The sequence below is a fragment of the Pseudomonas sp. NBRC 111133 genome, assembly GCF_001320605.1.
Classification (GTDB): Bacteria; Pseudomonadota; Gammaproteobacteria; order Pseudomonadales; family Pseudomonadaceae; genus Aquipseudomonas; species Aquipseudomonas monteilii.
The window spans coordinates 27,862-50,503 of the sequence record NZ_BCBJ01000101.1; the positions used below are offsets into that span (position 1 = coordinate 27,862).

Sequence of the window (22,642 nt, forward strand, 5' to 3'; positions counted from 1 at the left end):
ACGGACCAGGTGGCCACCGCCATGAACCAGATGAGCGCCACCGTGCAGGAAGTGGCACAGAACGCCGAGCAGGCCTCGCTGGCCGCGACCAACGCCGACCAGCAGGCGCAACTGGGTGACCAGGTGGTAGCCGAAGCCATCGGCCGTATCGAGCAACTGGCCGGGCAGATGGACCATTGCCTAACGGCCATGCAGCACCTGGCGGGCGAAAGCCAGCGGATTGGCAGCATCCTCGATGTGATCAAGTCGGTGTCCGAACAGACCAACCTGCTGGCCCTGAACGCGGCGATCGAAGCCGCCCGCGCAGGGGAAGCAGGCCGTGGTTTTGCCGTGGTGGCCGATGAAGTGCGCGGCCTGGCGCAACGCACCTCGACCGCCACCGAAGAAATCAGCCAACTGATCAGCAGCCTGCACAACGGTACCGACGAGGTCACCCACCTGCTGGACAACAGCAAACGCCTGACCGAGCAGAGCGTCGAGCTCAGCCGCAAAGCCGGTGATGCCCTGGGCCAGATCACCCACACGGTGTCGAGCATCCAGAGCATGAACCAGCAGATTGCCACCGCCAGCGAGGAGCAGAGCGTGGTGGCCGAGCAGATCAACCGAAGCGTGCTGAATGTGCGGGATGTGTCTGACCAGACCAGTGCGGCCAGTGAACAGACTGCCGCGTCAAGTGGCGAGCTGAAGCAGCTGGGGCAGCAACTGCGGGGCATGGTGGGGCGATTCAGTATCTGAAGGGACCCTGATCAAGAGGCCAGATGTACCTGATGATCAGCCCCTCATGGGACTGTCAGATTTTTTGTGTGCGGGCCGGTAGCGGCCTGCCGTCAGGCAGGCCCTGATTTTCACCAGGTTGGCCTGATGAACCGATCTCCGTACAGAATCGCAAATTGATTCATCGCGCTTTTCCAGTCATGGGCCGGTTTTCCCCAATTGGCTGTTATGTTGCGCAATCCCAGCCAAATCAGTTTGGTCGCTGCGTCATCATTCGGGAAATGCCCGCGAGTCTTGATGACCTTGCGTAGCTGGGCGTTGATGCTCTCGATGGCGTTGGTGGTGTAGATCACCTTCCGAATGGCTGGCGGGAAAACAAAGAACGGAATCACACGATCCCAAGCCCGTCTTCAAGCCGTCACAACCGTCGGATATTTCTCACCCCACGGCCCGTTTTCGAACTCATCGAGAGCCTGCTCAGCCGCTTCGGCGTTGATGGCCTGGTAGATCGGCTTGAGCTCCTTGGCCAGTGCCCGCCGCTTGTCCCAGGCCGCGAAGTCGAGGCTGTTGCGGATCAGGTGCACGATGCACGTCTGCAGCGTCGTCTCTGGAAACACGGCGCTGAGGGCCTCTGGCATGCCTTTGAGGCCATCGGTCACGGCAATCAGTACATCTTCGACACCACGCGTCTTGAGGTCATTGAAGACCTTCATCCAGAACTTGGCGCCCTCGGTGTTCTCGATCCAGATGCCCAGGATATCGCGGGTTCCGTCGGGTTGAACGCCCAGCGCCAAGTAAATGGCCTTGTTGCGCACCAAGCCTTCTTCGCGAATCTTCACCCGCAGTGCATCGAAGAAAATGACCGGGTACATCGGCTCCAGTGGCCGCTGCTGCCACGCGCCAATTTCTTCCATGACCTCGTCTGTCACAGAGCTGATGAAATCGGGTGAAACGTCCGTCCCATACTGCTCGGACAGAAAGGCTCGGATCTCTCTGACCGTCATGCCACGGGCGTACATGGCGATGATCTTGTCATCGAAACCGGTGTACCGCCGCTCATGCTTGGGGATGAGAATGGGCGCAAAACTGCCGTCTCGGTCACGAGGAATTTCCAGCCGCAGCGGGCCATCACCGGTCAAAACCGTCTTGCCACTCTTGCCGTTACGCTGGTTGGTTTCATCCTCTGGGCGCTGCGCGCCCGGCGGATAACCCAGGTGGTAGCCAAGTTCGGCATGCAGAGCGCGTTCGATCAAGGCCTTCTTGAACGCCGCAGAGGCATCCTCGATAGCCTCTGCGGTCATCAGGCCCTCACCGAACTGCTCCAGCAGCTCTTTGGGGATTTTGGGCAGGTCACGCAGGGGTTTCTTTTTGGTTGGCATACATGCACCTCTTACTCATGTTATGCCCGAACACAAAATTTATGACACCCCCCCTCATGGGCTGCCTTGCAGCCCACTGACACGCGTGGCGTAACGCGAGAGCACCTGACAAAAATGCCAGTTGTCGTTAATTTCCAGCGCCAGTAGCGTATCCGCGACACTCATCCAGATCGAGGCGTAGCCATGACGAGTACAAAGGTTAAAACGCAAATGTTCTACCAGAACAATCACGTATTCAACACCTTGCATAAAGATTCTACTTCTTTATTCCTCCGGTGCCGCACTGGCCCTCTTGCTGTGCTCAGCAGCGCACGCCCATCACCGACGCTACTTGCCCACGATCAAAACCACTCGATCTTGACAACACACAGCACACTCGAAACCCGCAACATCAACTATGCGCCGTTTGGGTATACCAAAAGCAGTGAAAGGGGAATTCCCGCATACGCGGGAGAACTACCCGACCCGCTGTGTGAAAGCTATTTACTTGGCAAAGGCTTCCGCGCTTTTTCGCCTGAGATCAATCGCTTCAAATCGAGTGATACCGTACCACCCTTTGAAATCTTGAACTATTATGCCTACTGCGAAGATGATCCTATCAATGCCGTCGACCCATCAGGTCATTATAAAACTTTTAGGCCAGGTTCAAGTTTCGACCGCATCCGGCTCCGATATATCCAAACATCTTACAGCGAAACCAACTATACCCCCAGCCTTCTAAATAACTCACGCACCCAAAAATCTGCCAAAACAAGCCTTGTATTGATGGAAGAAATCAAAAGACAAAAGGGTTTATACGATTATGAGTTCTCACGTAGGGAGCAAGCTTTAAGACAAATAGATGAAGGAAAGTGGGGATTGAGAACCATCGACGATTACGGCGGCGGCTACTACGCTACACAAAAAGACCTGAAACTTAAAATACAAGTTGGAAAATCGATAATAAAAGAGTTAAAAAAAAGAGATACAAACGGAGAACTAAGAAAAATAAAAAGCACTATTGAAGATCTTCTCGGGCACCTCAACTACCACACCTCTCAGCTCAATTTAGCTACCCTTCCGATAGGGAAACAATCTCAAGTTCTAGAACACATATCAATAGTGTCAGCCCAAATCAGAGCTAGTGCTAATACAACCGAAGTCATTAGCCGCAACATGGGTCACACATTTGTATATTAGGCTCTGTATGAAATCCCAAGAACCCCAATCGCTGCCCTTTGAGCACTGAGATTTTGTAGAGTCCCCGCCATCGACGGAAAGGAATTCTGTGATGGCAAAGCGGCATGAACTCTCGCACGAGGCCTGGGATGTCGTGAAGCACATGGACATCATGCTGCCCGGCAAACGGCCACTCGTGGCCCTCAGCGCTGTTGTGCAAGGTCGCCAGCGATTGGGTAGCGAAGCGGTACGTGAAGTTTTTACCCTCACCCAGCAACGATGGCACGAAGAGGCCAAACACCCGCAATGGTTGGGGCTGACGCTGCTTGGCGTGGACGGGGTTGTTTGGAACACCCCTGACACGGCAGAAAACCGCGCGTTCTACGGTGGTGCGACCAACCAGCATGGGGACGGCGGTTTTCCTCAAGTTCGAATGGTCTGTCAGATGGAGTTGACTAGCCATTTGCTGATCAGCAGCACTTTTGAAAGTTACCACAGCAGTGAAATGAAGCTGGCTAAACAGCTGATCGCCACGACGCCTAACCAGTCATTGACCCTTTTCGATAAAGGTTTCTACTCGTTGGGCTTGCTACATCACTGGCAATCGCAAGGCGATCAGCGCCACTGGCTGATCCCCTTGAAAAAGGGCATTCAGTATGAGGTTGAGCACAAGCTTGGGCGTAATGATGCCCTGGTCGTTTTGCGCACATCGCCCCAGGCCCGCAAGCAGTGGCCGGGCTTACCGCTCAAGATTCGAGCGCGACTATTGAGCAAAACGATCAAAGGAAAGGTTGTGAGTGTCTTGACCTCGATGACCGATCCGCTGCGCTTCCCGGGCGATGAGATCGTCGATTTTTACAGCCAGCGCTGGGAAATCGAATTGGGTTACCGGGAGATCAAGCAAGGCTCTTGGGCGGCGAATACACAATGAGAAGCAAGACGCCAGAAATGATTGCGCAAGAGTTGTGGGGCGTGCTGCTGGGCTACAACTTGTTGCGTTATCAGATGGTTCAGATGTCGAAGCAGTGCCCGGGCGTCTACCCCTGCGAAATGAGCTTTACCGCTTGCAGCTGGGCAATCTTGGGCTTGTTGCATGGCACGTCACTGAATCATCCCGGTAACCTGCCAGGATTTCTGACGGATCTGCAGGCATCAGCGGCGCAGTATGTCTTGCCTCATCGACGACCTGATCGTTGGTTCCCGAGAGTGGTGAAGCAACGACCAGCAAAATATCCGACCCGAAAATGAAAATGCCAGTCAGCTTAACTGACTGGCATTAGCCTGACGAGCCTGCCGATCACGCTCTAGGCCGAAATCGTAAAGAGCCTAACCAGCCAAAAATCTGCTTACAGGAGGGACGCAATGCGCCCTCCTCCACTCACAGCACCTGCCGCAAAAACGCCTGCGCCCGCCCATCCTCCGGCGCCTCGAAGAACTGTGCCGGCGCGGCATCTTCCAGCAGCTTGCCGTGATCGAAGAACAGCACCCGGTCCGCCACTTCCCGGGCAAAGCCCATTTCATGGGTGACGCAGACCATGGTCATGCCTTCCTGGGCCAGGGTCTTCATCACATCCAGCACCTCGCCGACCATTTCCGGGTCCAGCGCCGAGGTGGGCTCGTCAAACAGCATCACCTTCGGGTCCATGGCCAGGGCGCGGGCAATGGCCACCCGCTGCTGCTGACCACCGGACAGGCGTGACGGGTATTCGTTGGCCTTCTGGGCAATGCCCACCTTCTCCAGCAACGCACGCGCCTTGGCCTCGCGCTCGGCCTTGCTGCGCTTGCGCACCACCTTCTGCGCCAGGCACAGGTTTTCCAGCACGGTCATGTGCGGGAACAGGTTGAAGTGCTGGAACACCATGCCCACTTCACGGCGGTACGCGTTGATGTCGGTCTTGGGGTCGGCCAGCTGCAGGCCATCGATGGCCACATGGCCCTCGTCGAAATGCTCCAGGCCGTTCAGGCAGCGCAGGAAGGTCGACTTACCCGAGCCCGATGGGCCGAGCACCACTACCACCTCGCCCTTGGCGACATGGGTGGTGACGTTATCCACAGCCCGTACCACTTGGCCACGGGTGTCGAAGACTTTCAGCAGGTCACGGACTTCAATCACTTTGCGCAAGCCTCCGCTCGAGCCGGCTGGCAATGTGCGACAGCGGCAGGTTGATCAGCAGGTACAGGCCTGCCACGCAGAACCAGATCTCGAACGTCGAGAACGAGGTGGTGATGGCCTCACGGCCGCTCTTGGTCAGTTCGGTAATGGCGATCACCGAAACCAACGAGGTGTCTTTGACCAGGCTGATGAACTGGCCGGCCAGCGGCGGCAGCACGCGTTTGAATGCCTGCGGCAAGATGACGTGCCGCATCGACTGGCCGGCGTTCAGGCCCAGCGAGCGGGCCGCTTCGTTCTGGCCCTTGGCAATGGACTGCACCCCGGCACGGACGATTTCGGCCACATAGGCGCCAGTGAACAGCGCCAGTGCCGCCACCCCGGCAAACTCCCGGGACAGGTTGAGCACGGTGCCGATGAAGAAGTAGAAGATGAAGATCTGTACCAGCAGCGGCGTGCCGCGCACCAGTTCGACATAAACGGTCGACAGGTCGCGCAGGGTCGGGTTGTTCGACAAACGGCACAAACCGGCGAACAGGCCGATTACCAGGCCCAGGGCGCCGGACACTACCGAGATCCACAGCGTGGTCCACAGGCCCCATGCCAGCGGGCCAGCCGCCCAATGACGGGTGACGCCAATCTGGTCGCCTTCGGCCACATCGTCGCCACGACTCAGTTGCAGGCTGTCCTTGGCCACATCAAGTACTTGTTCGGCGCCGCTTTCATCTTTCAGCGTGACGCGGGCGTTATCGCCGGAGATGACGATGTCCTGCACGGTGCCGTAATTGGCAGCGCGCTGTGTTTCCTCGGCCTTGTAGGCGAAGTATTGCGGTACACGGTTCCAGCGCCACTCGTAGGAAATCATCGAGGTGGCCATGTACAGGCTGATCGCCAGGCCTACCAGCACCAGGGCGGTCAGCCCGTGCCAGGGCCACTGGGCTTTCTTGTGTTTGATCACGTGGGGTACTTCCGTAAATGCGAACGCGCAGGGTTTGCCTGCGCGTCGGGGTCATAAAGCCGGGCTTGTGGCCTGGGCCTTATTCCATTTCCTTCAGCCAGTCCTTGTTCTTGAACCACTTGTCGTGAATACGATCGTAGGTCCCGTCATGCTTGATCTGGTGCAGGAAGTTGTTGATGAAGTTGATGCTGTCGTAGTCGCCTTTCTTCAGGCCGAAGGCCAGCGGCTCGTAGGTGAAGGGTTCTTCGAGGAACAGCAGCTTGCCAGCGCCGGCCTTCTCAACGGCCACCACGTTGTACGGTGCGTCGTAGACGAAGGCATCAGCCTTGCCGTTGACAACATCCATCACCGCTTCCTGCTCGTTGTCGTAGCCGTGGTACTTGGCTTTGCCGATCAGCTTCTTGGCGACCATTTCACCGGTGGTGCCCAACTTGGACGTCAGGCGGTACTTCTCGTTGTTGAGGTCTTTGTACGACTTGATCTCGCCCGCCAGTTCCTTGCGAATCAGCAGGGTCTGACCCACCACGATGAAGGGTTCGCTGAAGTTCAGGCGCAGGTTGCGTTCCTGGGTCAGGGTCATGCCGCTGCCGATCATGTCGAACTTGTCGGTCAGCAGGGCCGGGATGATGCCGTCATAGGCGGTGGATACAGCTTCGAACTTGACGCCCATGGACTTGGCCATGGCTTTGAGGATATCGACTTCGAAGCCGATGATTTCGCCACGCTTGTTGGTCATCTGGAACGGCATGTAGGTCGGGTCCATGCCCACCCGCAGGGTGCCGCGCTTGACTGCATCATCGATGGCGCCGGCCTGGGCCGCTGTCACGGCGACCAGGGCGGTAACACCGACCAGCAGTCGCGAAAGGTATTTCTTGATCATCACCAAGTCCCCTAGCAAGAAAAGTAGCGAATCTTATTGTATTGGCACGGCCGTACTGGCCGAGGCGTCGTTTCGGAATGGGATGCTAACGCATGGCGGCTCGGGGACCTAGAGCCGGGGGGGACTTTGTTGGCCAAAATCGGATTGTGGCCGAAGAATCGAGCGCCGCTTGCGCGGCGCATCGCGAGCTACGCTCGCTCCTACGGGTATTCATCGTAGGAGCGAGCGTAGCTCGCGATTGCGATCAATCAGGCGCCGACGAGTGCCGGTTGGCCTTCGTTCTCCGGATGCAGCGGCAACAGCGGCGAATGTGGGTCGTTCTTGATCGACGCACGCCACACATCGATCCACGCCGCATTGGGCTCGGCCCACACCTGCTCGTGCAGGCGGCTCAAGGCCACCGGGTCGCTGAGCAGGGCCAGGCGGGTATTGAGGTCCAGCCCTTTCGGCCCAACCTCCATGGCCTTGGCCACACGCTCAGCACGCAGCGCTTCGATCGGCGCCGCCTGACCATGACGGGCAGTGGCCATGGCACAAGCCAGGGCGTTCTGGCGTGGGTCGACCACGGCCCGCACGAAGCCGTCATGCAGGGCATGCCAGCGGTTCTCGTGGGTGTACCGGTCGGTGGCCAGCAACTCTTGCGGGGTAGCGTATTCCTCGGGAATGAGGAACAGCTTCTCGTCTTTGGCTGCCAGGCCCAGGCGCGTACGGCTGGAAATCACCGAAACCGGGATCGACAGCACCAGCGAGCCAACGATAGGCGCCAGCCACCACAGGAAGCTCGGGTTCAGCCACGCCACCAGCCCAGCCCAGGCAATACCCAGCAGGGTTTGCGGACCATGGCGGCGCACAGCCTCGCCCCACGGAGTGGAGTCGTCGTCACGTTGCGGCGAATTCCAGGTCGCGGCCCAGCCGAGGAACGCGGCCAGCACGAAGCGGGTGTGGAAGATCATGCGCACCGGTGCCAACAGCATGGAGAACAGCATCTCCATCAGCATCGACAAAGTGACCTTGACGCGCCCGCCGAACTCGACGGCACCTTTGGCCCAGATCAGGATGACACTGAGCAGCTTGGGCAGGAACAGCAGCACGATGGTGGTGGAGAACAGCGCCACGGCCTTCTCCGGGTGCCACTGCGGCCACAGCGGGTACAACTGGTACGGCTCGATGAAGTACTGAGGCTCCATCAGGGTGTTGGTCGCCAGCAGCGCAGTCGACAGCACCAGGAACAGGAACCACAGCGGCGCCGACAGGTACGACATCACCCCGGTGAGGAACACCGCACGGTGCACCGGGTGCATGCCCTTGACCAGGAACAGGCGGAAGTTCATCAGGTTGCCGTGGCACCAGCGGCGGTCCCGCTTGAGCTCGTCCAGCAGGTTTGGCGGCAGCTCTTCATAGCTACCCGGTAGGTCGTAGGCGATCCACACGCCCCAGCCGGCACGGCGCATCAGCGCGGCTTCGACGAAGTCGTGAGAAAGGATTGCACCGGCGAACGCGCCCTTGCCCGGCAACGGCGCCAGGGCGCAGTGCTCGATGAACGGCTTCATACGGATGATCGCGTTATGGCCCCAGTAGTGCGACTCGCCCAGCTGCCAGAAGTGCAGGCCGGCGGTGAACAGCGGGCCGTACACGCGGGTGGCGAACTGCTGCATACGTGCATACAGGGTATCCATGCCCGAGGCTTTCGGCCCGGTCTGGATGATGCCGGCGTCCGGGTTGGCCTCCATCAGGCGCACCAGGCTGCTCAAACACTCGCCGCTCATGACGCTGTCGGCGTCGAGCACGACCATGTACTTGTACTCGCCACCCCAACGACGGCAGAAGTCGTCGAGGTTGCCGCTCTTGCGCTTCACCCGGCGCCGACGGCGGCGGTAGAAGATGCGGCCAAAGCCTTTGGTTTCGCGGCACACGTCCAGCCAGGCCTGTTGCTCGGCCACGGCAATGTCGGTGTCGTTGGTGTCGCTGAGCACGAAGAAGTCGAAACGGTCGAGGTTGCCGCTGGCGGCCACCGACTCGAACGTTGCACGCAGGCCGGCGAACACGCGCGGCACGTCTTCGTTACAGATCGGCATTACCAGTGCGGTACGCGCCTCGGGTGCAATCGGCTCGTTGCCGGCGCTGCTGCCCGAAATCTTGTACTTGTCGCGCCCGGTGAGCAGCTCGAGGAAGCCCATGAGCGCAGTCCAGAAGCCCGCCGACACCCAGCAGAACAGGATGCCGAAGAGAATCAGGATGGAGGTTTGCAAGGCATACGGCCACACCTGCACCACCGTATCCCACAGCGACTGGTTGAGGATTTCGTCGAGGTCGACGAACGACCAGCCTTGGTAGGGCAGGATGCCCTTCATGTACCAGCCGGCGACGATGGTCTGGCCGATCATCAGGGCCAGCAAGATGTAGCGGCGGATCGAGCCGACCGTGCGCCAGCGCGCCGGCGGCAGCTCGCGCTTGGGTGGCTGCGGGGCATTGGTGCGGCCGGTCATGCGCCGCCACATGCGGATCAGCACGTTGGTGCGCCAAGGCTCTGGCACCACTTTGGTGCGTTTGATCGGCGGGGCGATTTTCAGGCACAGGCGGCCGCTGCCGTCGACACCGAGCATTTCGGCGTCTTCCAGCTCGGCGGCGCTGCCCACGGTCAGGCGCGGGCCCACCGAGGCCTGCACGGCCTCGGCAGCGTCGGCGGCCGGTTTGGCCGCCAAACGTTGGTGCAGCTCACTGAACGACGTGCAATTGGCGAGCTCCGCCCGTTGCTCGTCACTCAGTGGTAGGTGAGCCAGGTACTCGCCAAGCGATACTGGCCTTGCGCTTGAGTTACTCATCGGCAGGCAACTGATAGCTCCAGGTCTCGGTCAGCACCTTCTCGGTGGTGGCCGGGGCCCCGTTGGTGGGCGCCGCATCGGCGGCAGGTTGTTCGGCCTTGGCAGTTTGCTCAGCCTTGACGGCTTTCTCGGCCTTGGCATGTTTGGCTGCGGCCTTGTCCTGCTTGGCGTCCTGCGCAGGCTTGGCGGGTTCGACCGGCACATCGCGCACCAGCGCGGCACGCATTTCGGTCGATTTGTTGGCTTCCTTGACCTTCAAGCGCAGGGTCAGGCGCCAGCCCTTGGTCTCAGGGTTATAGCGCAGATTGTTCTCGACCACCTCGGCGTTGTCGCCCACGCTGATCTGGCTGCGCACGGCGGTGTCTTCCGGCAGTGCGGCCAGGGCCGGGCCGGCGAAGTCGACCAGGAAGGCCACGCTGCCGTCTGGCTGGCGAATCAGGTTGGACTGCTTCACGTCACCGGTGGAACGCAGGGTCTGCTTGACCGAGCCCAACTCAGGCGCCTGGAACTTCGCCTCGTTGATGGTCCAGTGCAGGCGGTAGGCGTACTCGAACGGCTTGCCTGGCTCCGGCAGCTTTTCCGGGCTCCAGAAGGCAACGATGTTGTCGTTGGTCTCGTCGGCAGTCGGGATTTCGACCAGGTCGACGGTACCTTTGCCCCAATCACCCTTCGGCTCGATCCAGGCGCTTGGGCGCTTCTGGTAGTTGTCGTCGAGGTCTTCGTAGTCGCTGAAGGCGCGCTGACGCTGCATCAGGCCGAAACCACGCGGATTCTCGACACTGAAGTTGCTCACGGCCAGGTGTTTCGGGTTGTTCAGCGGGCGCCAGATCCACTCGCCATTGCCGGCGTGGATCGACAGGCCTTCGGAGTCGTGCAGGGCCGGGCGGTAGTTGAGCACCTTGGACGGCTGGTTAGGGCCGAACAGGTACATGCTGGTCAGCGGGGCTATGCCCAGGCGGCTGACCTGGTCACGCAGGAAGACCTGGGACTGTACGTCGACCACGGTATCGTTGCCCGGGCGCAGGGTCAGCTTGTAGGCACCGGTGGAGCGTGGCGAATCCAGCAGGGCGTAGATCACCAGGTGCTTGTCGGCCGGTTTGGGTTTTTCGACCCAGAACTCGGTGAAGCGCGGGAATTCCTCGCCCGATGGCAGCGCGGTGTCGATGGCCAGGCCACGGGCCGACAGGCCGTACACGTGGCCCTTGCCGACCACACGGAAATAGCTGGCGCCAAGCAGGGTCATGATCTCATCCTGCTTGTCGGCCTTGTTGATCGGGTACAGCACGCGGAAGCCGGCGTAACCCAGATTTTTGGTGGTTTCCGGGTCGTGTGGCACGTCACCGAACTCGAAGCGGCTCGGGTCGTACTTGATTTCCTCGACCTTGGTGGCGGTGACCTCGTTGATTTTCACCGGGGTATCGAAGTGCATGCCCTGGTGATAGAACGACAGCTTGAACGGGGTCTTGTCCTTGGCCCACTCGGCCTTTTCCTGCAGGAAATGAATTTTCTGATAGTCCGCAAACTTCATGTCGCGGAATACGGCCGGCAGGTTGCTTTTGGGTGCTTCGTACTTCTGGCCGGCCAGATCCTTTGCCTTGGCTGCAACATCGTCAAGATTGAATGCCCACAGCTGGCCCGCGCTCATCAGGCCGACCAGTGCCACACTGGCCATCAAAGCCTTGCGCAGCCCGGTTCCGGGGATTCTTGATGCTTTTTGGGGACTAACAATCACGAGCAACCCTCGCCGAAAACAGATCATGAAACCAACGGCCAGCGACAAATGCCGGGTTGGCGAGCACTGTTCGGACCCCGTGAGGGCGTAATGATTCCCCAAACGGATCCAGACAATGCTCGAGTCAGAGTGAAACGAACCTGCGAACGCAGGTCCACGCAGCGCGCGATTATCCAGCAGGTCGCGTGACAACGCATCAGGCTGGAACAACTATTTATCGTACAAAACCCCTTGTTTTCCCATAAACAAAGGGTTTTTTGAGTTCACATTTGTAACATAAATGTTACGGGGCCATCATTGACCAGGTGCACCTGCATATCCGCACCGAAGCGGCCACTGGCCACGTCGGTGTGCTGCGCGTTTGCCTGCTGCAAAAGATAGTCGAACAACTCGGCGCCGAGGGCCGGTGGCGCTGCCGTCGAGAAGCTCGGGCGCATGCCGTTGCGGGTGTCCGCCGCCAAGGTGAACTGCGACACCAGCAACAAACCGCCACCGACATCCTTGAGCGACAGGTTCATCTTGCCCTGCTCGTCGCTGAACACACGGTAGTTCAACAGCTTGTGCAACAGCTTATCGGCCTGTTCACGGGAATCTTCAGGCTCGACGGCCACCAGCACCAGCAAACCCTGGTCGATGGCGCCGACCACCTCGCCCGCCACTTCAACCCGCGCACCCCGCACGCGCTGGAGCAGGCCCCTCATGCTTCTTCCAGCGGCAGGTCGAGCAGGCGCCGGGCCATCTGGTCGGCCGCACGCACCAGGGCATCGGTAATACCCGGCTCGGAAGCCGCGTGGCCGGCGTCGCGGATGACTTTCAGCTCGCTGTTCGGCCAGGCCTGGTGCAGTGCCCAGGCGTTGTCCAGCGGGCAGATCACGTCGTAGCGGCCGTGCACGATAACCGCCGGCAGGTGGGCGATTTTCGGCAGGTCGCGGATCAGCTGGTCCGGCTCGAGGAAGGCATTGTTCATGAAGTAGTGGCATTCGATGCGGGCGATAGACAGCGCACGTTGCGGCTCGGAGAAGCGATCGACCACCAGCGGGTTGGGGCGCAGGGTGGCCGTGCGGCCTTCCCAGGTGGACCAGGCCTTGGCGGCGTGCATCTGGGCAATCTGGTCATTTCCGGTCAGGCGCTTGTGGAAAGCCTTGACCAGATCGCCGCGCTCTTCCGGCGGAATTGGCGCGATGTAGTCCTGCCAGTAGTCCGGGAACATTCGGCTGGCGCCTTCCTGGTAGAACCACTCGATCTCCTGCGGCCGGCACAGGAAGATGCCGCGCAGGATCAACCCATGCACGCGCTCGGGGTGGGTCTGGGCATAGGCCAGGGCCAGGGTGGAGCCCCAGGAACCGCCGAACAGCACCCACTTGTCGATACCCAGGTGCTCACGAATGCGCTCCAGGTCCTCGACCAGGTGCCAGGTGGTGTTGTTCTCCAGGCTCGCGTGTGGCGTGGAGCGGCCACAGCCGCGCTGGTCGAAGGTGATGATGCGGTACAGCGTGGGGTCGAAGTAGCAACGGCTCTGGGCGTCGCAACCGGCGCCCGGGCCGCCGTGGATGAACACCACCGGCAGACCTTCGGGCGAGCCGCTTTCGTCGACATACAGCACATGCGGCGCTTCCACGGCCAGATCGTGCCGGGCGTAGGGTTTGATCTGCGGGTAGAGGGTCTGCATTGCGCACTCCGTGTGAGGATATTGACTGCCGTTGGGCATCATAAACCTGAATTGCGCTTAGAGCACCGTCCTCTAGGGTACGGCCACAAACCGGGCACACATATTTACCTCCAGCAGGCCAGGCAGCCCCCCGATAGTCCCTTGTCCCATACCTAGCAAGGGCCCACCATGCCAACCTCAGCCACCACGTCGCCTAGTGTTCATTACACCACCATCGAGCGCAAGATCCCCAATTGGCTCAGGCACGCCCCGCCAGAGGTTCATCGCGCCATGCGCAACGGGCAGCAGGCTCCAGCCTGGCTGGCCACAGCGATCCAGCGGCTACCGAAAATCGCCAAGGCATGGCAGGAAGAACATGCCCGTCACCGCGAACACCAGGCACAGGTGCAGAAACTGTTCGAACAGCTACCTGACCTGCAAGCCTACGCCGCCCAGGCCCTGACTGAAGCCATCAAGCAGCGATTCGGCCTCGACCTGGATGTGCACAACACGTACCTGGTCGATGCCCGCCTGATCGACTCGACCAACGCAAGCGACGCGCGCATGGCCGTAAACCAGGCCACCCGCTCTCTGCTGCAAAGCGCCCTACACAACTTTGACCAGGACGCCGCTGCCGAGCAAGGCATGGACGCGCCCAAGGCGCTGCTGAAGAAGTCCGTCATCCTCGATCATCGGCGCTTCATGGGCACCGTCCCGATCCGCAATGCAGTGGATATCAACGCCGAAGCCTTCGCCGACCTGTGCCGCACGCTGGACATCGGTGGCAAGTACCATGACCTGGTGCATGCGATCTATTACCCTCCGGGCGCGCAGCGCAGCGCGGATGAAGCCAGGCAGTCCGTTTACCAGACCCTGGAGCAAGCAGAGGTTTCGGCCTTCCGGCAGTCTTTGCATTTCGCCCGCCTCAAAGGCGATATCAGCGAGGCGCTGTACACCGCAGCCCTTGCAGTCCCCGTAGACCAGCCGCTATCGGCATCCTCGCCCGTAACGTTCAGCTTTCTCGACTTGTGGGAAGCGGAGCTGACCGGGGTTGTGCTGATCACCATGCGCGCCGCAGGTCATCAGGCCGTGGCACTGTACATCCCGGAGGACAGCGCAGAGCCCCTCAAGGAATTTACAACCCTGGAGGCTTTGCAGGCCGACTTGCGCGACAGGCTTCAGGCCAACATCAGTTACCTGGACAAGCACATCGCCGACCGCGACAAGGCATCGACGATCACTCGTCTCAAGGACCGTCTCACGCCCATCGCGTGGAGCGTTCGCGGGGTACGTGAGCGTGTCCCCGACCCGCATGCCGCCCTTTATCCGGTTACAAAGCCATTCAGCTACGCGTTCCAGGGCGTCATGGCCTTCCAGAAAGCCGAACGGCATGAAAAGGATGTTCTGTTCCACGCAACTCCGACCGAAATCGTCGACCGGCGCACCGCCCAGGCTCACCGGGAGCTGATCGCCAGTCGTGTGCTGACGGGCCTGAACATCGCCGGTTTCTTCGTGCCTGGACTGGGCGAGTTGATGCTTGCCGTCTGCGTGACCCAACTCGCTTACGAGGTATACGAAGGCATCGAGGCCTGGAAGAACGACGAACGCGACATGGCGTTCACCTACATGGTCGATGTCATTGAGAACGTGGCAATCATGGCCGCTTTGGCCGCAGCAGCCAAAGCAGCTGGAAGCCTGTCAGGTAGTGAAGGTGCCGGTGCGCTGGAAGGGCCGGAGGTAGAAAATGTTGCGGTGACGACACCCTCCTTCATCGAAGAGCTGGTGGAAGTCGAGCTACCGGATGGCAGCACACGCCTGTGGAACCAGGACCTGACCCCCTTCGAACAAGACGTCACGCTCCCATCAAACGCCAGCCCCGATGGGCTTGGGCTGTACCGTCAGGATGGCAAGATCTGGCTACGCCTCGAAGGCAAGACATTTTCACTCAAATGGAATGCCGACACCGGCACCTACAGCATTGAGCACCCCGCCAAGGCAGGCGGGTACGAGCCACCACTGCGGCACAATGGCGCCGGGGCGTGGCTGCAGGTAACGGACAAGCCGCTGAGCTGGTCGGGCATCGCACTGCTGCGCCGCATCGGTCACTTGAATGCCCAATTCGACGAACCGACGTTGCAACGAGTAATTGCGGTGAGCGACACCCACGAAGACGTACTGCGTCGGGCTTTGGCCGAGAACCAGCGGCTGCCGGCCTTGCTGGAAGACACGCTGCAACGCTTCAAGCTGGACGAAACGATCCGCCGGTCGCCGGACGCAAGCAGCTGGCCAGCCGAGTTTTCCCGGGCTTACGCCCGCGTATCGAGCGAACTGCCGCCGGAAGCTGAGACCATCCGGCGGGTATATCCGAACCTGCCAGTCGCCATAATCGCTGAGCTGGAGCGCGGCGCCAACGCCAGCGAACGGCAAATGCTCGGCAGCGGCAAAGTTCCCATGCGCCTTGGCGAGGAGATCCGCGTCTACCAGCAACACATCCGCCTTGCACGCGCCCGCGAAGGGATATACCTGTCGTGTGTGCCAAACTGGGACAGCGACCGACTGATCATGCACACGCTTGAGCGCCTGCCAGGCTGGCCCGCGGAAACAAAACTGCAGATGCTCCAGCGCATGTCCTGGCCTGCCCAGGAGCAGCGTATCGGCCCGCAGGACACGCGGCCCTACCCGACCATCACCCATGCAGGGGCAGGCTACATCGTGCACGATGAAAGCCGCCCCAATGCAGCGGTAACAGCATACCCAGACCTTTATGCCGCGTTGTACCAGGCGCTGCCTGAGGCCATGACGCAGTTGGGCGTCGCAGATCAGCTAGCGCTGAAGCGCCTGGTACAGGAAAGCCCCCTACTGCCCCGTTCGACCATGAGGACGATACTGGGCATGCAACCGGTTCGTCCCGGCTACCGTTCGCCCATGCGCTTGGCCGATGGGCGCCTGGGCTATCCGCTGAGTGGGGGCCGCCAGGCAACACAAGGCGTTACCCGCCAGCGCCTGATCGACGCGGTCGAAGCAACAGGACTCGTTGAACATACCGGGCTATCGGCGGACCAGATACTGCTTTCGCTTGCCAGTGGTGGCCGCACGCAAGTACAGATTCTCGAGCATCTGCAGGTGCTGCTGGAGCAGCGCAATGAACTGCAAAGCAGGCTGGCGGACTGGAGCGAGGGCATTTCACCCGAGACAGCGCAGGCTGCACGCGACCACAACGGCCTGCACGAGTCGATCATGCAACACTGGTATGACACCGCCCTGGCGGATGACACCCAGCACACGGCCGAGCTGCGTGTTACCCGCGTCCCCTTGGCCGATATCCCTCTCACCCTGCCCGATTTCTTCACCAATCGCGTGCGCAGCCTGAGCCTGCTCGATCTACCGTCAGGCAGCCTCTCCGGCTGGGCACAGCACGAACGCTTGCTACAACGCCTGCTCAGGCAGATGCCGCAGCTCGAATCACTGGAAATCAGCCGGCCCTATAACCCCAGGTCTACACCTTCTTTCTTTCTGCTCAGTGTCCCTTCCATCACCCAGATCCTGCCCGAGCTGCAACGGCTGGTGCTCACCAACCAGAACCTGCCGTTCTCCGAAAATGAACTCAACCTGCTGGCGGGGCTTCGCCAGTTGAGGTACCTGGACCTGAGTGGCAATCGCCTGGCCCCGAACAACAGCCCAAGCTTCCATGAACTGTCCCTGGATTTTCTGGGCCTGGATCACATGCAACTGGCACAGTGGCCGATCGGGATTGGCAGTGATGCCCTGGGGCGTATCGCCCGCCTGTCCATGCGCAACAACAACCTCAGGTCATTGCCATCATTCCTGCTCAATGAAGCCGACGCACTGCCCAACCCGACGGTGATCGCACTCGAAGGCAACCCTGTCAACGAAACCCATTTACAGCGTTTGCTGCTGAACGAGCGGGCCGAGACAGCCGGTATTACCGTGGATGTGCCTGCAGAGTTGACAGGCCGGCTTGCACGCATTCGCGATGAGCGCCAGCAGATGCGCGACGCGATCGAAGGCTGGGCCCAGGCGTCCAGTTCCAGCAACCCGCTGACCCAGGCCGCGCTGGCGGACAGGCAGCGCATTCAGGCAGCGATCAGCCAGTTCTGGGAGCAACAGGAGCAGGGCCAGCGATACCTGCGCCTGCAACTGGAGGACGTGGCTGTCGATCAGTTCCCCAGGCGGCTTCCAGCATTCTTTGATGAGCGGGTTCAGGCACTCGTCCTGACCCGCACCATCGGCACCGCGTCGCAACTCGAAGACCTGCTCAGCCGCTTCCCCAATGTCACCCGGCTTACCATCGATGCACATCAGGCGGCCACTTCCTCACTGGCCTCTGCCTTGGCGCGCCTTCCCCAACTCAACTATCTGGAGTTTCGCAACATGGGGCTGGCCGTCGACCAGGCCATGCTGGAAGTCTTCGCGGGCCTGGAACACCTGACGTCACTGGACTTGTCCGGTAACCACGTCGGTACCATCAGCCAAGTACCCGCACGGCTGTCCAGCAACCTGCAATCACTTGCGCTGACCAACATGAACCTGCAAGCCTGGCCCAGCTGGTGCGACAGCTTGCTGCCGCTGGAACTGCTGGACTTGAGTAACAACCGCATTACCCAATTGCCCGAGCACATTCTCTCGAACCTGAACAATCCCATGCCGATTTCGTCGATCTCGCTGTTCGACAATCCATTGCCCCTTGAGACCATCATGCGTGTCCGCGCATTCTCGGACAGCCAGCACAGTTTTTCCTTTGCGCTGGACATCCCGGACAACCTGTTGCTTGTCAATTCTTCGAGCGAAGGATCACTCGACCATCCTCACTTCCCTCTGATGAGCGACGATACGCCCAGGCTCGAAGACTGGATGCTGGGTAACGAGGCCCAGAACGAGGCCTTGCGCGACTGCTGGGAAATGCTCGAAGGCAGTGATCTGCTGCGCCTGGCAGGCCGTTTGCGCAATGCTGCGCCCTATATGGACCCGACCTCGCAAGCCAGCTTCTGCGAGCGGGTGCGCATGGTGCTGGTTGTGGCCGCCAGCAACGAAGCTGAGCGCCCGTTGATGGAGAGTATCGCCGCGGCCGCATTGCCTCACCCGGAAACCGGCTCGCAGACTTGCCACGATGGTGCCCTGCAGGAGTTCAACAATATCGAGTTGTACCTGATGGGACAGCGCCTGATGATCGAGGCTGGCGATACCCTGCAAACGTTGCGCAGGCGCCTGTTGCAGCTGTTCAGGGTCGAGCAGCTGGAACTACTGGCCCAGCAGCGATCCGGCTCGGGCGACAGGGTTTCAGTGCGACTGGCCTACCGCCGCGAACTGGCCAGGGAGCTCGACCTTCCACTGGCCGACAGCATGCGTTTTCGAAGTGCCGCAAACCTGGCGCCGGATGAACTGTCGCAGGTGCTGGAAAAGGTGCGCAAAAGTGAACTGGGCGATCCCCTGGTCGACTACATGCTGGCGAACACGGACTGGGTTGCACGCCTGAGAGCCGAGCATGCCGACCGCTTTGCACAAGTAGAGGCACGCTTCCGCCAGCTTGTGCTTGAACTGGCCAGCAAGGACCACTCACTTGAGGAGGAATTGAGCCTGCAGCAGAGATTGCAAAACGATAAAAATCTGGAGGAGCAGGAACTGTTGCGTGAGCTCACGATAGCGCAGATTAACAGCTGATCACTCCCTGCAACTGGCGACGCGCATTGCCCGCAGCGCGTCGCCACCTTCACGGGCGAACTTCAACGCCCATACTGCGCCTTGCCCCAATCCAGCAGTGCCTGCAAAAGCTGCGTCAATACCTGCTGAGTCGGTTGCGCCAGGTCTTCGCGGTAGGCAAATGGCTCGGTCTCATTCATGTAGGTGCACTGCGCCAGCTCCAGTTGGACGGCATGGATGTGGTTGGCCGGGTCGCCGTAATACCGGGTGATGTGCCCACCCTTGAAGCGGCCATTGAGTACATGGCTGTAGTTTTGGGCTTCGGCACATACGCCCTTCAACCGCTCGGCCAGCAGCGGATCGCAGCTGGCGCCATTGAAGGTACCTAGGTTGAAGTCCGGTAACTTGCCATCGAACAGGTGCGGGATGCGCGAGCGGATCGAGTGGGCATCCCACAGCAGTGCATAACCAAACTGTTCGCGCAAGCGGTCCAGTTCACGGCGAAGCGTGCCGTGATACGGGCGCCAGATCTGCTCCAGGTAGCGCTTGCGTTCTTCGCCAGACGGCGCCAGCCCCTCTTTGAACAGCGGTTCGCCTTCAAACAACGTGGCCGGGTACAGGCCAGTGGTGGCGCCGGCGTACAGCGGCTTGTCGTCATCCGGGCGGTTCAGGTCGATGACGAAGCGCGAGTACTCTGCAGCTACCACGCTGGCGCCCATGTCGCGGGCGAAGTCGTACAGCTGCGGGATGTGCCAGTCGGTGTCCGGCAAGCTGCGCGCCTCATCGACCAGGCCATCGCGCACGGCGTCGCTCAGGCGCAGGCCCGCATGCGGCATGCTGATCAGCAGCGGCAGGTGGCCTTGATGAAAACTCAGTACCTTGTCCATCGTGCCTCGCTTAGTGGGAAATTTCGTGGCCCTTGCGCACCACGCGCTTGAGCAGGTCGCCACCCAGCCAGTAGGCCAGGTCGGCGGGGCGTTCGATTTGCCAGGCGACGAAGTCGGCTACCTTGCCCACTTCCAGCGAGCCGTGGCTGTCGCCAAGGCCCAGCGCCGTGGCGGCATGCACGGTGACGCCAGCCAAGGCTTCTTCTGGCGTCATGCGGAAACAGGTGCAGCCCATGTTCAACATCAGCCGCAGCGACAACCCTGGCGAAGTGCCGGGGTTGAGGTCGCTGGCCAGGGCAATCTTCACCCCGTGGCGGCGCAAGGCCTCCATCGGTGGCAGCTGGGTTTCACGCAGGAAATAGAAGGCGCCCGGCAGCAGCACGGCGACGGTGCCGGCTGCGGCCATGGCAATGGCGTCTTCCTCGGTCATGAACTCCAGGTGGTCGGCCGACAGTGCCTGGTAACGCGCTGCCAGGCTGGAGCCGTGCAGCGACGACAATTGTTCGGCGTGCAGCTTGACCGGCAGGCCCAGTTCGCGTGCCTTGATGAACAGCCGCTCGACCTGGGCCGGGGAAAACGCCAGGTGTTCGCAGAATGCATCCACGGCGTCCACCAGGCCCTCGGCAGCCAGGGCCGGCAGCATCTCGTCACAGATGTGCGCGATGTAGTCGTCGGGCCGGCCGGCGTATTCCGGCGGCAAGGCGTGCGCGGCCAGACAGGTGGCGCGCACCGCCAGCGGCAGTTCGTCGGCCAGGCGCCGGGCCACGCGCAGCATCTTGCGTTCGTTGGCCAGGTCCAGGCCGTAGCCGGACTTGACCTCGATCATGGTCACGCCATCGCGCATCAGCGCCTGAACCCGCTGGCGAGCACTGGCGAACAGCTCGTCTTCGCTGGCGGCACGGGTAGCCCGCACGGTGCTGGCGATACCGCCGCCCTGGGCAGCGATTTCGGCATAGCTCACGCCCTGCAGGCGCTGCTCGAACTCACCGCTGCGGTTACCACCGAACACCGCGTGGGTGTGGCAGTCGATCAGCCCCGGGGTGACCCAGGCGCCGTCCAGGTCCACCGTGCGGTCAGCATCGACCGGCGCCAGTTCGGCGCGCGGGCCGATCCACTCGATCAGCCCGGCACAGGTGACGATGGCCGCGTCCTCGATGGCCGAATAACGGCCCTCGGCCATGGTTGCCACATGGCAATGCTGCCAGAGGGTTCTCATGCATAATCTCCTTTACTAACGGTGCAGCTCGACGGGCTCTGCTGCCGGCTTGCCCTGCCCTGCACGCGGCTTGCACCACAGCAGGTAGGACGCCACCAGGAACACCACCCAGACCACGCCGACGATCAAAGCCGCCTGGGTGTCCGGGAAGTAGCCGAGCACACCAAAGATGAACACCATGAACGCGATGGCCATGGCCGGGCCGTAGGGCCAGAACGGTACCGGGAACTTGAGTTGGGCCACTTCCTCACGGCTCATGCTGCGGCGCATGGCCACCTGGGTAAGCAGGATCATCAGCCACACCCATACAGTGGCAAAGGTGGCAATGGACGCGATGAGCAGGAACACGTTTTCCGGGATCAGGTAGTTGAGCAGCACGCCGATCAGCAGTGCAGCGCCCATCACCACCACGGTCATCCACGGCACGCCATGTTTCGACAGTTTGCCGAAGCTGCGTGGCGCATGGCCTTGATGGGCCAGGCCATACATCATGCGGCCGGCGCCAAAGATGTCGCTGTTGATGGCCGAGATGGCTGCAGAAATCACCACGATGTTCAGCACGGCGGCGGCAGAGCCAATGCCCAGGTTGCTGAAGATCTGCACGAACGGGCTACCTTGGCTGCCGATCTGCGGCCATGGGTACAGGCACATCAGCACGAACAGGGTGAGTACGTAGAACAGCAGAATGCGCAGCGGCACGGCGTTGATCGCCTTGGGAATGACGCGCTGCGGGTCCTTGGCCTCACCAGCGGTGACGCCAATGATCTCGATGCCGCCGAAGGCGAACATCACCACGGCAAACGACGCGATCAGGCCACCCACACCGTTAGGCATGAAGCCGCCGTGGTCGAACAAGTTGCTGACGCCGACGGCATGCCCGGTACCCACCTGGCTGAAGCCGAAAGCCATGATGCCGAGGCCGGCCAGGATCATCGCCACGATGGCGCCGACCTTGAGCAGCGACAGCCAGAATTCCATCTCGCCAAATACCTTGACGTTGCACAGGTTGAGGCCGCCGATCAGGAAGACGATGCCCAGCACCCAGATCCAGCGTGCCACTTCCGGGAACCAGAAGCCCATGTAGATACCGAAGGCGGTGACGTCGGCGATGGCGACGATGACCATTTCGAAGGCGTAGGTCCAGCCGAGGATGAAGCCGGCCATGGGGCCGAGGTAGGTGCTGGCGTAGTGGCCGAAAGAGCCAGCCACCGGGTTGTGCACGGCCATTTCGCCGAGGGCGCGCATGACCATGAATACGGCAGCGCCGCCGATCAGGTAGGCCAGCAGCACGGCCGGGCCGGCCATCTGGATGGCTGAGGCGGAACCGTAGAACAGCCCGGTGCCGATGGCAGAACCGAGGGCCATGAAACGGATGTGGCGGGCACTCAGCCCGCGCTTGAGACCTTGAGCTTGTTGCATGTCACGTCCTTAAATTGTTTTTGTGGTCGTGAGATCGAAGGGGGCTGCCTTGCAGCCCAAT

The 22,642-nt window shown here is 60.9% G+C and carries 16 protein-coding genes and 1 pseudogene; 5 read left to right on the plus strand and 12 right to left on the minus strand.

Annotated features, from left to right (window positions below):
• The first annotated feature begins 21 nt into the window (after nt 1-21).
• A complete protein-coding gene (locus APH36_RS33300; protein ID WP_374754805.1) occupies nt 22-735 on the plus strand; it encodes a methyl-accepting chemotaxis protein in 714 nt (237 codons plus the stop codon).
• Nucleotides 736-845: 110 nt separating this feature from the next.
• Here APH36_RS33300 and APH36_RS23560 read toward each other — a convergent pair.
• A pseudogene (locus tag APH36_RS23560) lies at nt 846-2,093 on the minus strand (IS256 family transposase).
• A 54-nt stretch (nt 2,094-2,147) separates the two neighbouring features.
• Nucleotides 2,148-2,324, minus strand: coding sequence for a hypothetical protein (locus APH36_RS32175; RefSeq protein WP_164525158.1), 177 nt, complete (start codon nt 2,322-2,324; stop codon nt 2,148-2,150).
• Here APH36_RS32175 and APH36_RS31190 point away from each other — a divergent pair.
• The 3 genes from APH36_RS31190 to APH36_RS32355 all read left to right on the plus strand — a co-directional run bounded on the left by APH36_RS31190 (nt 2,304) and on the right by APH36_RS32355 (nt 4,499).
• The gene (locus tag APH36_RS31190) at nt 2,304-3,272 is read left to right on the plus strand and encodes an RHS repeat-associated core domain-containing protein (RefSeq protein ID WP_177337128.1); all 969 of its coding nucleotides are present in this window, start codon (nt 2,304-2,306) and stop codon (nt 3,270-3,272) included. The two genes, APH36_RS32175 and APH36_RS31190, sit on opposite strands and share 21 nt — an antisense overlap.
• A 91-nt stretch (nt 3,273-3,363) precedes the next feature.
• Complete coding sequence (locus APH36_RS23565; protein ID WP_218187329.1) at nt 3,364-4,182, plus strand: IS4 family transposase; 819 nt, start codon at nt 3,364-3,366, stop codon at nt 4,180-4,182.
• Between the two features lie 17 nt (nt 4,183-4,199).
• Nucleotides 4,200-4,499, plus strand: a complete 300-nt coding sequence (locus APH36_RS32355) for a hypothetical protein (protein ID WP_218187330.1) — start codon at nt 4,200-4,202, stop codon at nt 4,497-4,499.
• 130 nt (nt 4,500-4,629) lie between these two features.
• On the opposite strand, the gene APH36_RS23570 is transcribed toward APH36_RS32355, so the two are convergent.
• The 7 genes from APH36_RS23570 to pip form a co-directional block, all read right to left on the minus strand.
• Nucleotides 4,630-5,364 carry an amino acid ABC transporter ATP-binding protein gene (locus APH36_RS23570; protein ID WP_060500635.1) on the minus strand — a complete coding sequence of 245 codons (735 nt, stop codon included), beginning with the start codon at nt 5,362-5,364 and terminating at the stop codon, nt 4,630-4,632.
• A complete protein-coding gene (locus APH36_RS23575) occupies nt 5,357-6,319 on the minus strand; it encodes an amino acid ABC transporter permease (RefSeq protein WP_060500621.1) in 963 nt (320 codons plus the stop codon). Before APH36_RS23575 ends, APH36_RS23570 begins: the two co-directional genes overlap by 8 nt.
• A 79-nt stretch (nt 6,320-6,398) precedes the next feature.
• Nucleotides 6,399-7,196 (minus strand): transporter substrate-binding domain-containing protein, encoded by a 798-nt coding sequence (locus APH36_RS23580; RefSeq protein ID WP_060500637.1) that lies wholly within the window; start codon nt 7,194-7,196, stop codon nt 6,399-6,401.
• A gap of 251 nt (nt 7,197-7,447) precedes the next feature.
• Entirely contained in the window at nt 7,448-10,021 is a 2,574-nt protein-coding gene (gene mdoH / locus APH36_RS23585; protein ID WP_060500623.1) for a glucans biosynthesis glucosyltransferase MdoH, read from the minus strand.
• Complete coding sequence (locus APH36_RS23590) at nt 10,014-11,753, minus strand: glucan biosynthesis protein G (RefSeq protein ID WP_201296075.1); 1,740 nt, start codon at nt 11,751-11,753, stop codon at nt 10,014-10,016. Before APH36_RS23590 ends, mdoH begins: the two co-directional genes overlap by 8 nt.
• A gap of 263 nt (nt 11,754-12,016) precedes the next feature.
• Nucleotides 12,017-12,454, minus strand: coding sequence for a D-aminoacyl-tRNA deacylase (dtd, locus tag APH36_RS23595; protein ID WP_019098637.1), 438 nt, complete (start codon nt 12,452-12,454; stop codon nt 12,017-12,019).
• Nucleotides 12,451-13,422, minus strand: a complete 972-nt coding sequence (gene pip, locus APH36_RS23600; RefSeq protein ID WP_060500625.1) for a prolyl aminopeptidase — start codon at nt 13,420-13,422, stop codon at nt 12,451-12,453. Before pip ends, dtd begins: the two co-directional genes overlap by 4 nt.
• A 168-nt stretch (nt 13,423-13,590) precedes the next feature.
• Between pip and APH36_RS23605 the strand changes: the two genes are divergently transcribed.
• Nucleotides 13,591-19,080: a dermonecrotic toxin domain-containing protein gene (locus APH36_RS23605; protein ID WP_082426446.1), complete on the plus strand. Its 5,490-nt coding sequence runs from the start codon at nt 13,591-13,593 to the stop codon at nt 19,078-19,080.
• 62 nt (nt 19,081-19,142) lie between these two features.
• On the opposite strand, the gene hutG is transcribed toward APH36_RS23605, so the two are convergent.
• The 3 genes from hutG to APH36_RS23620 are packed head-to-tail and all read right to left on the minus strand — an operon-like array spanning nt 19,143 to nt 22,581.
• Nucleotides 19,143-19,946: an N-formylglutamate deformylase gene (gene hutG, locus APH36_RS23610; RefSeq protein ID WP_060500629.1), complete on the minus strand. Its 804-nt coding sequence runs from the start codon at nt 19,944-19,946 to the stop codon at nt 19,143-19,145.
• 10 nt (nt 19,947-19,956) lie between these two features.
• Nucleotides 19,957-21,162 (minus strand): imidazolonepropionase, encoded by a 1,206-nt coding sequence (hutI, locus tag APH36_RS23615; RefSeq protein WP_060500631.1) that lies wholly within the window; start codon nt 21,160-21,162, stop codon nt 19,957-19,959.
• A 15-nt stretch (nt 21,163-21,177) separates the two neighbouring features.
• Nucleotides 21,178-22,581 (minus strand): amino acid permease, encoded by a 1,404-nt coding sequence (locus APH36_RS23620; protein ID WP_060500633.1) that lies wholly within the window; start codon nt 22,579-22,581, stop codon nt 21,178-21,180.
• Nucleotides 22,582-22,642 lie beyond the last annotated feature (61 nt).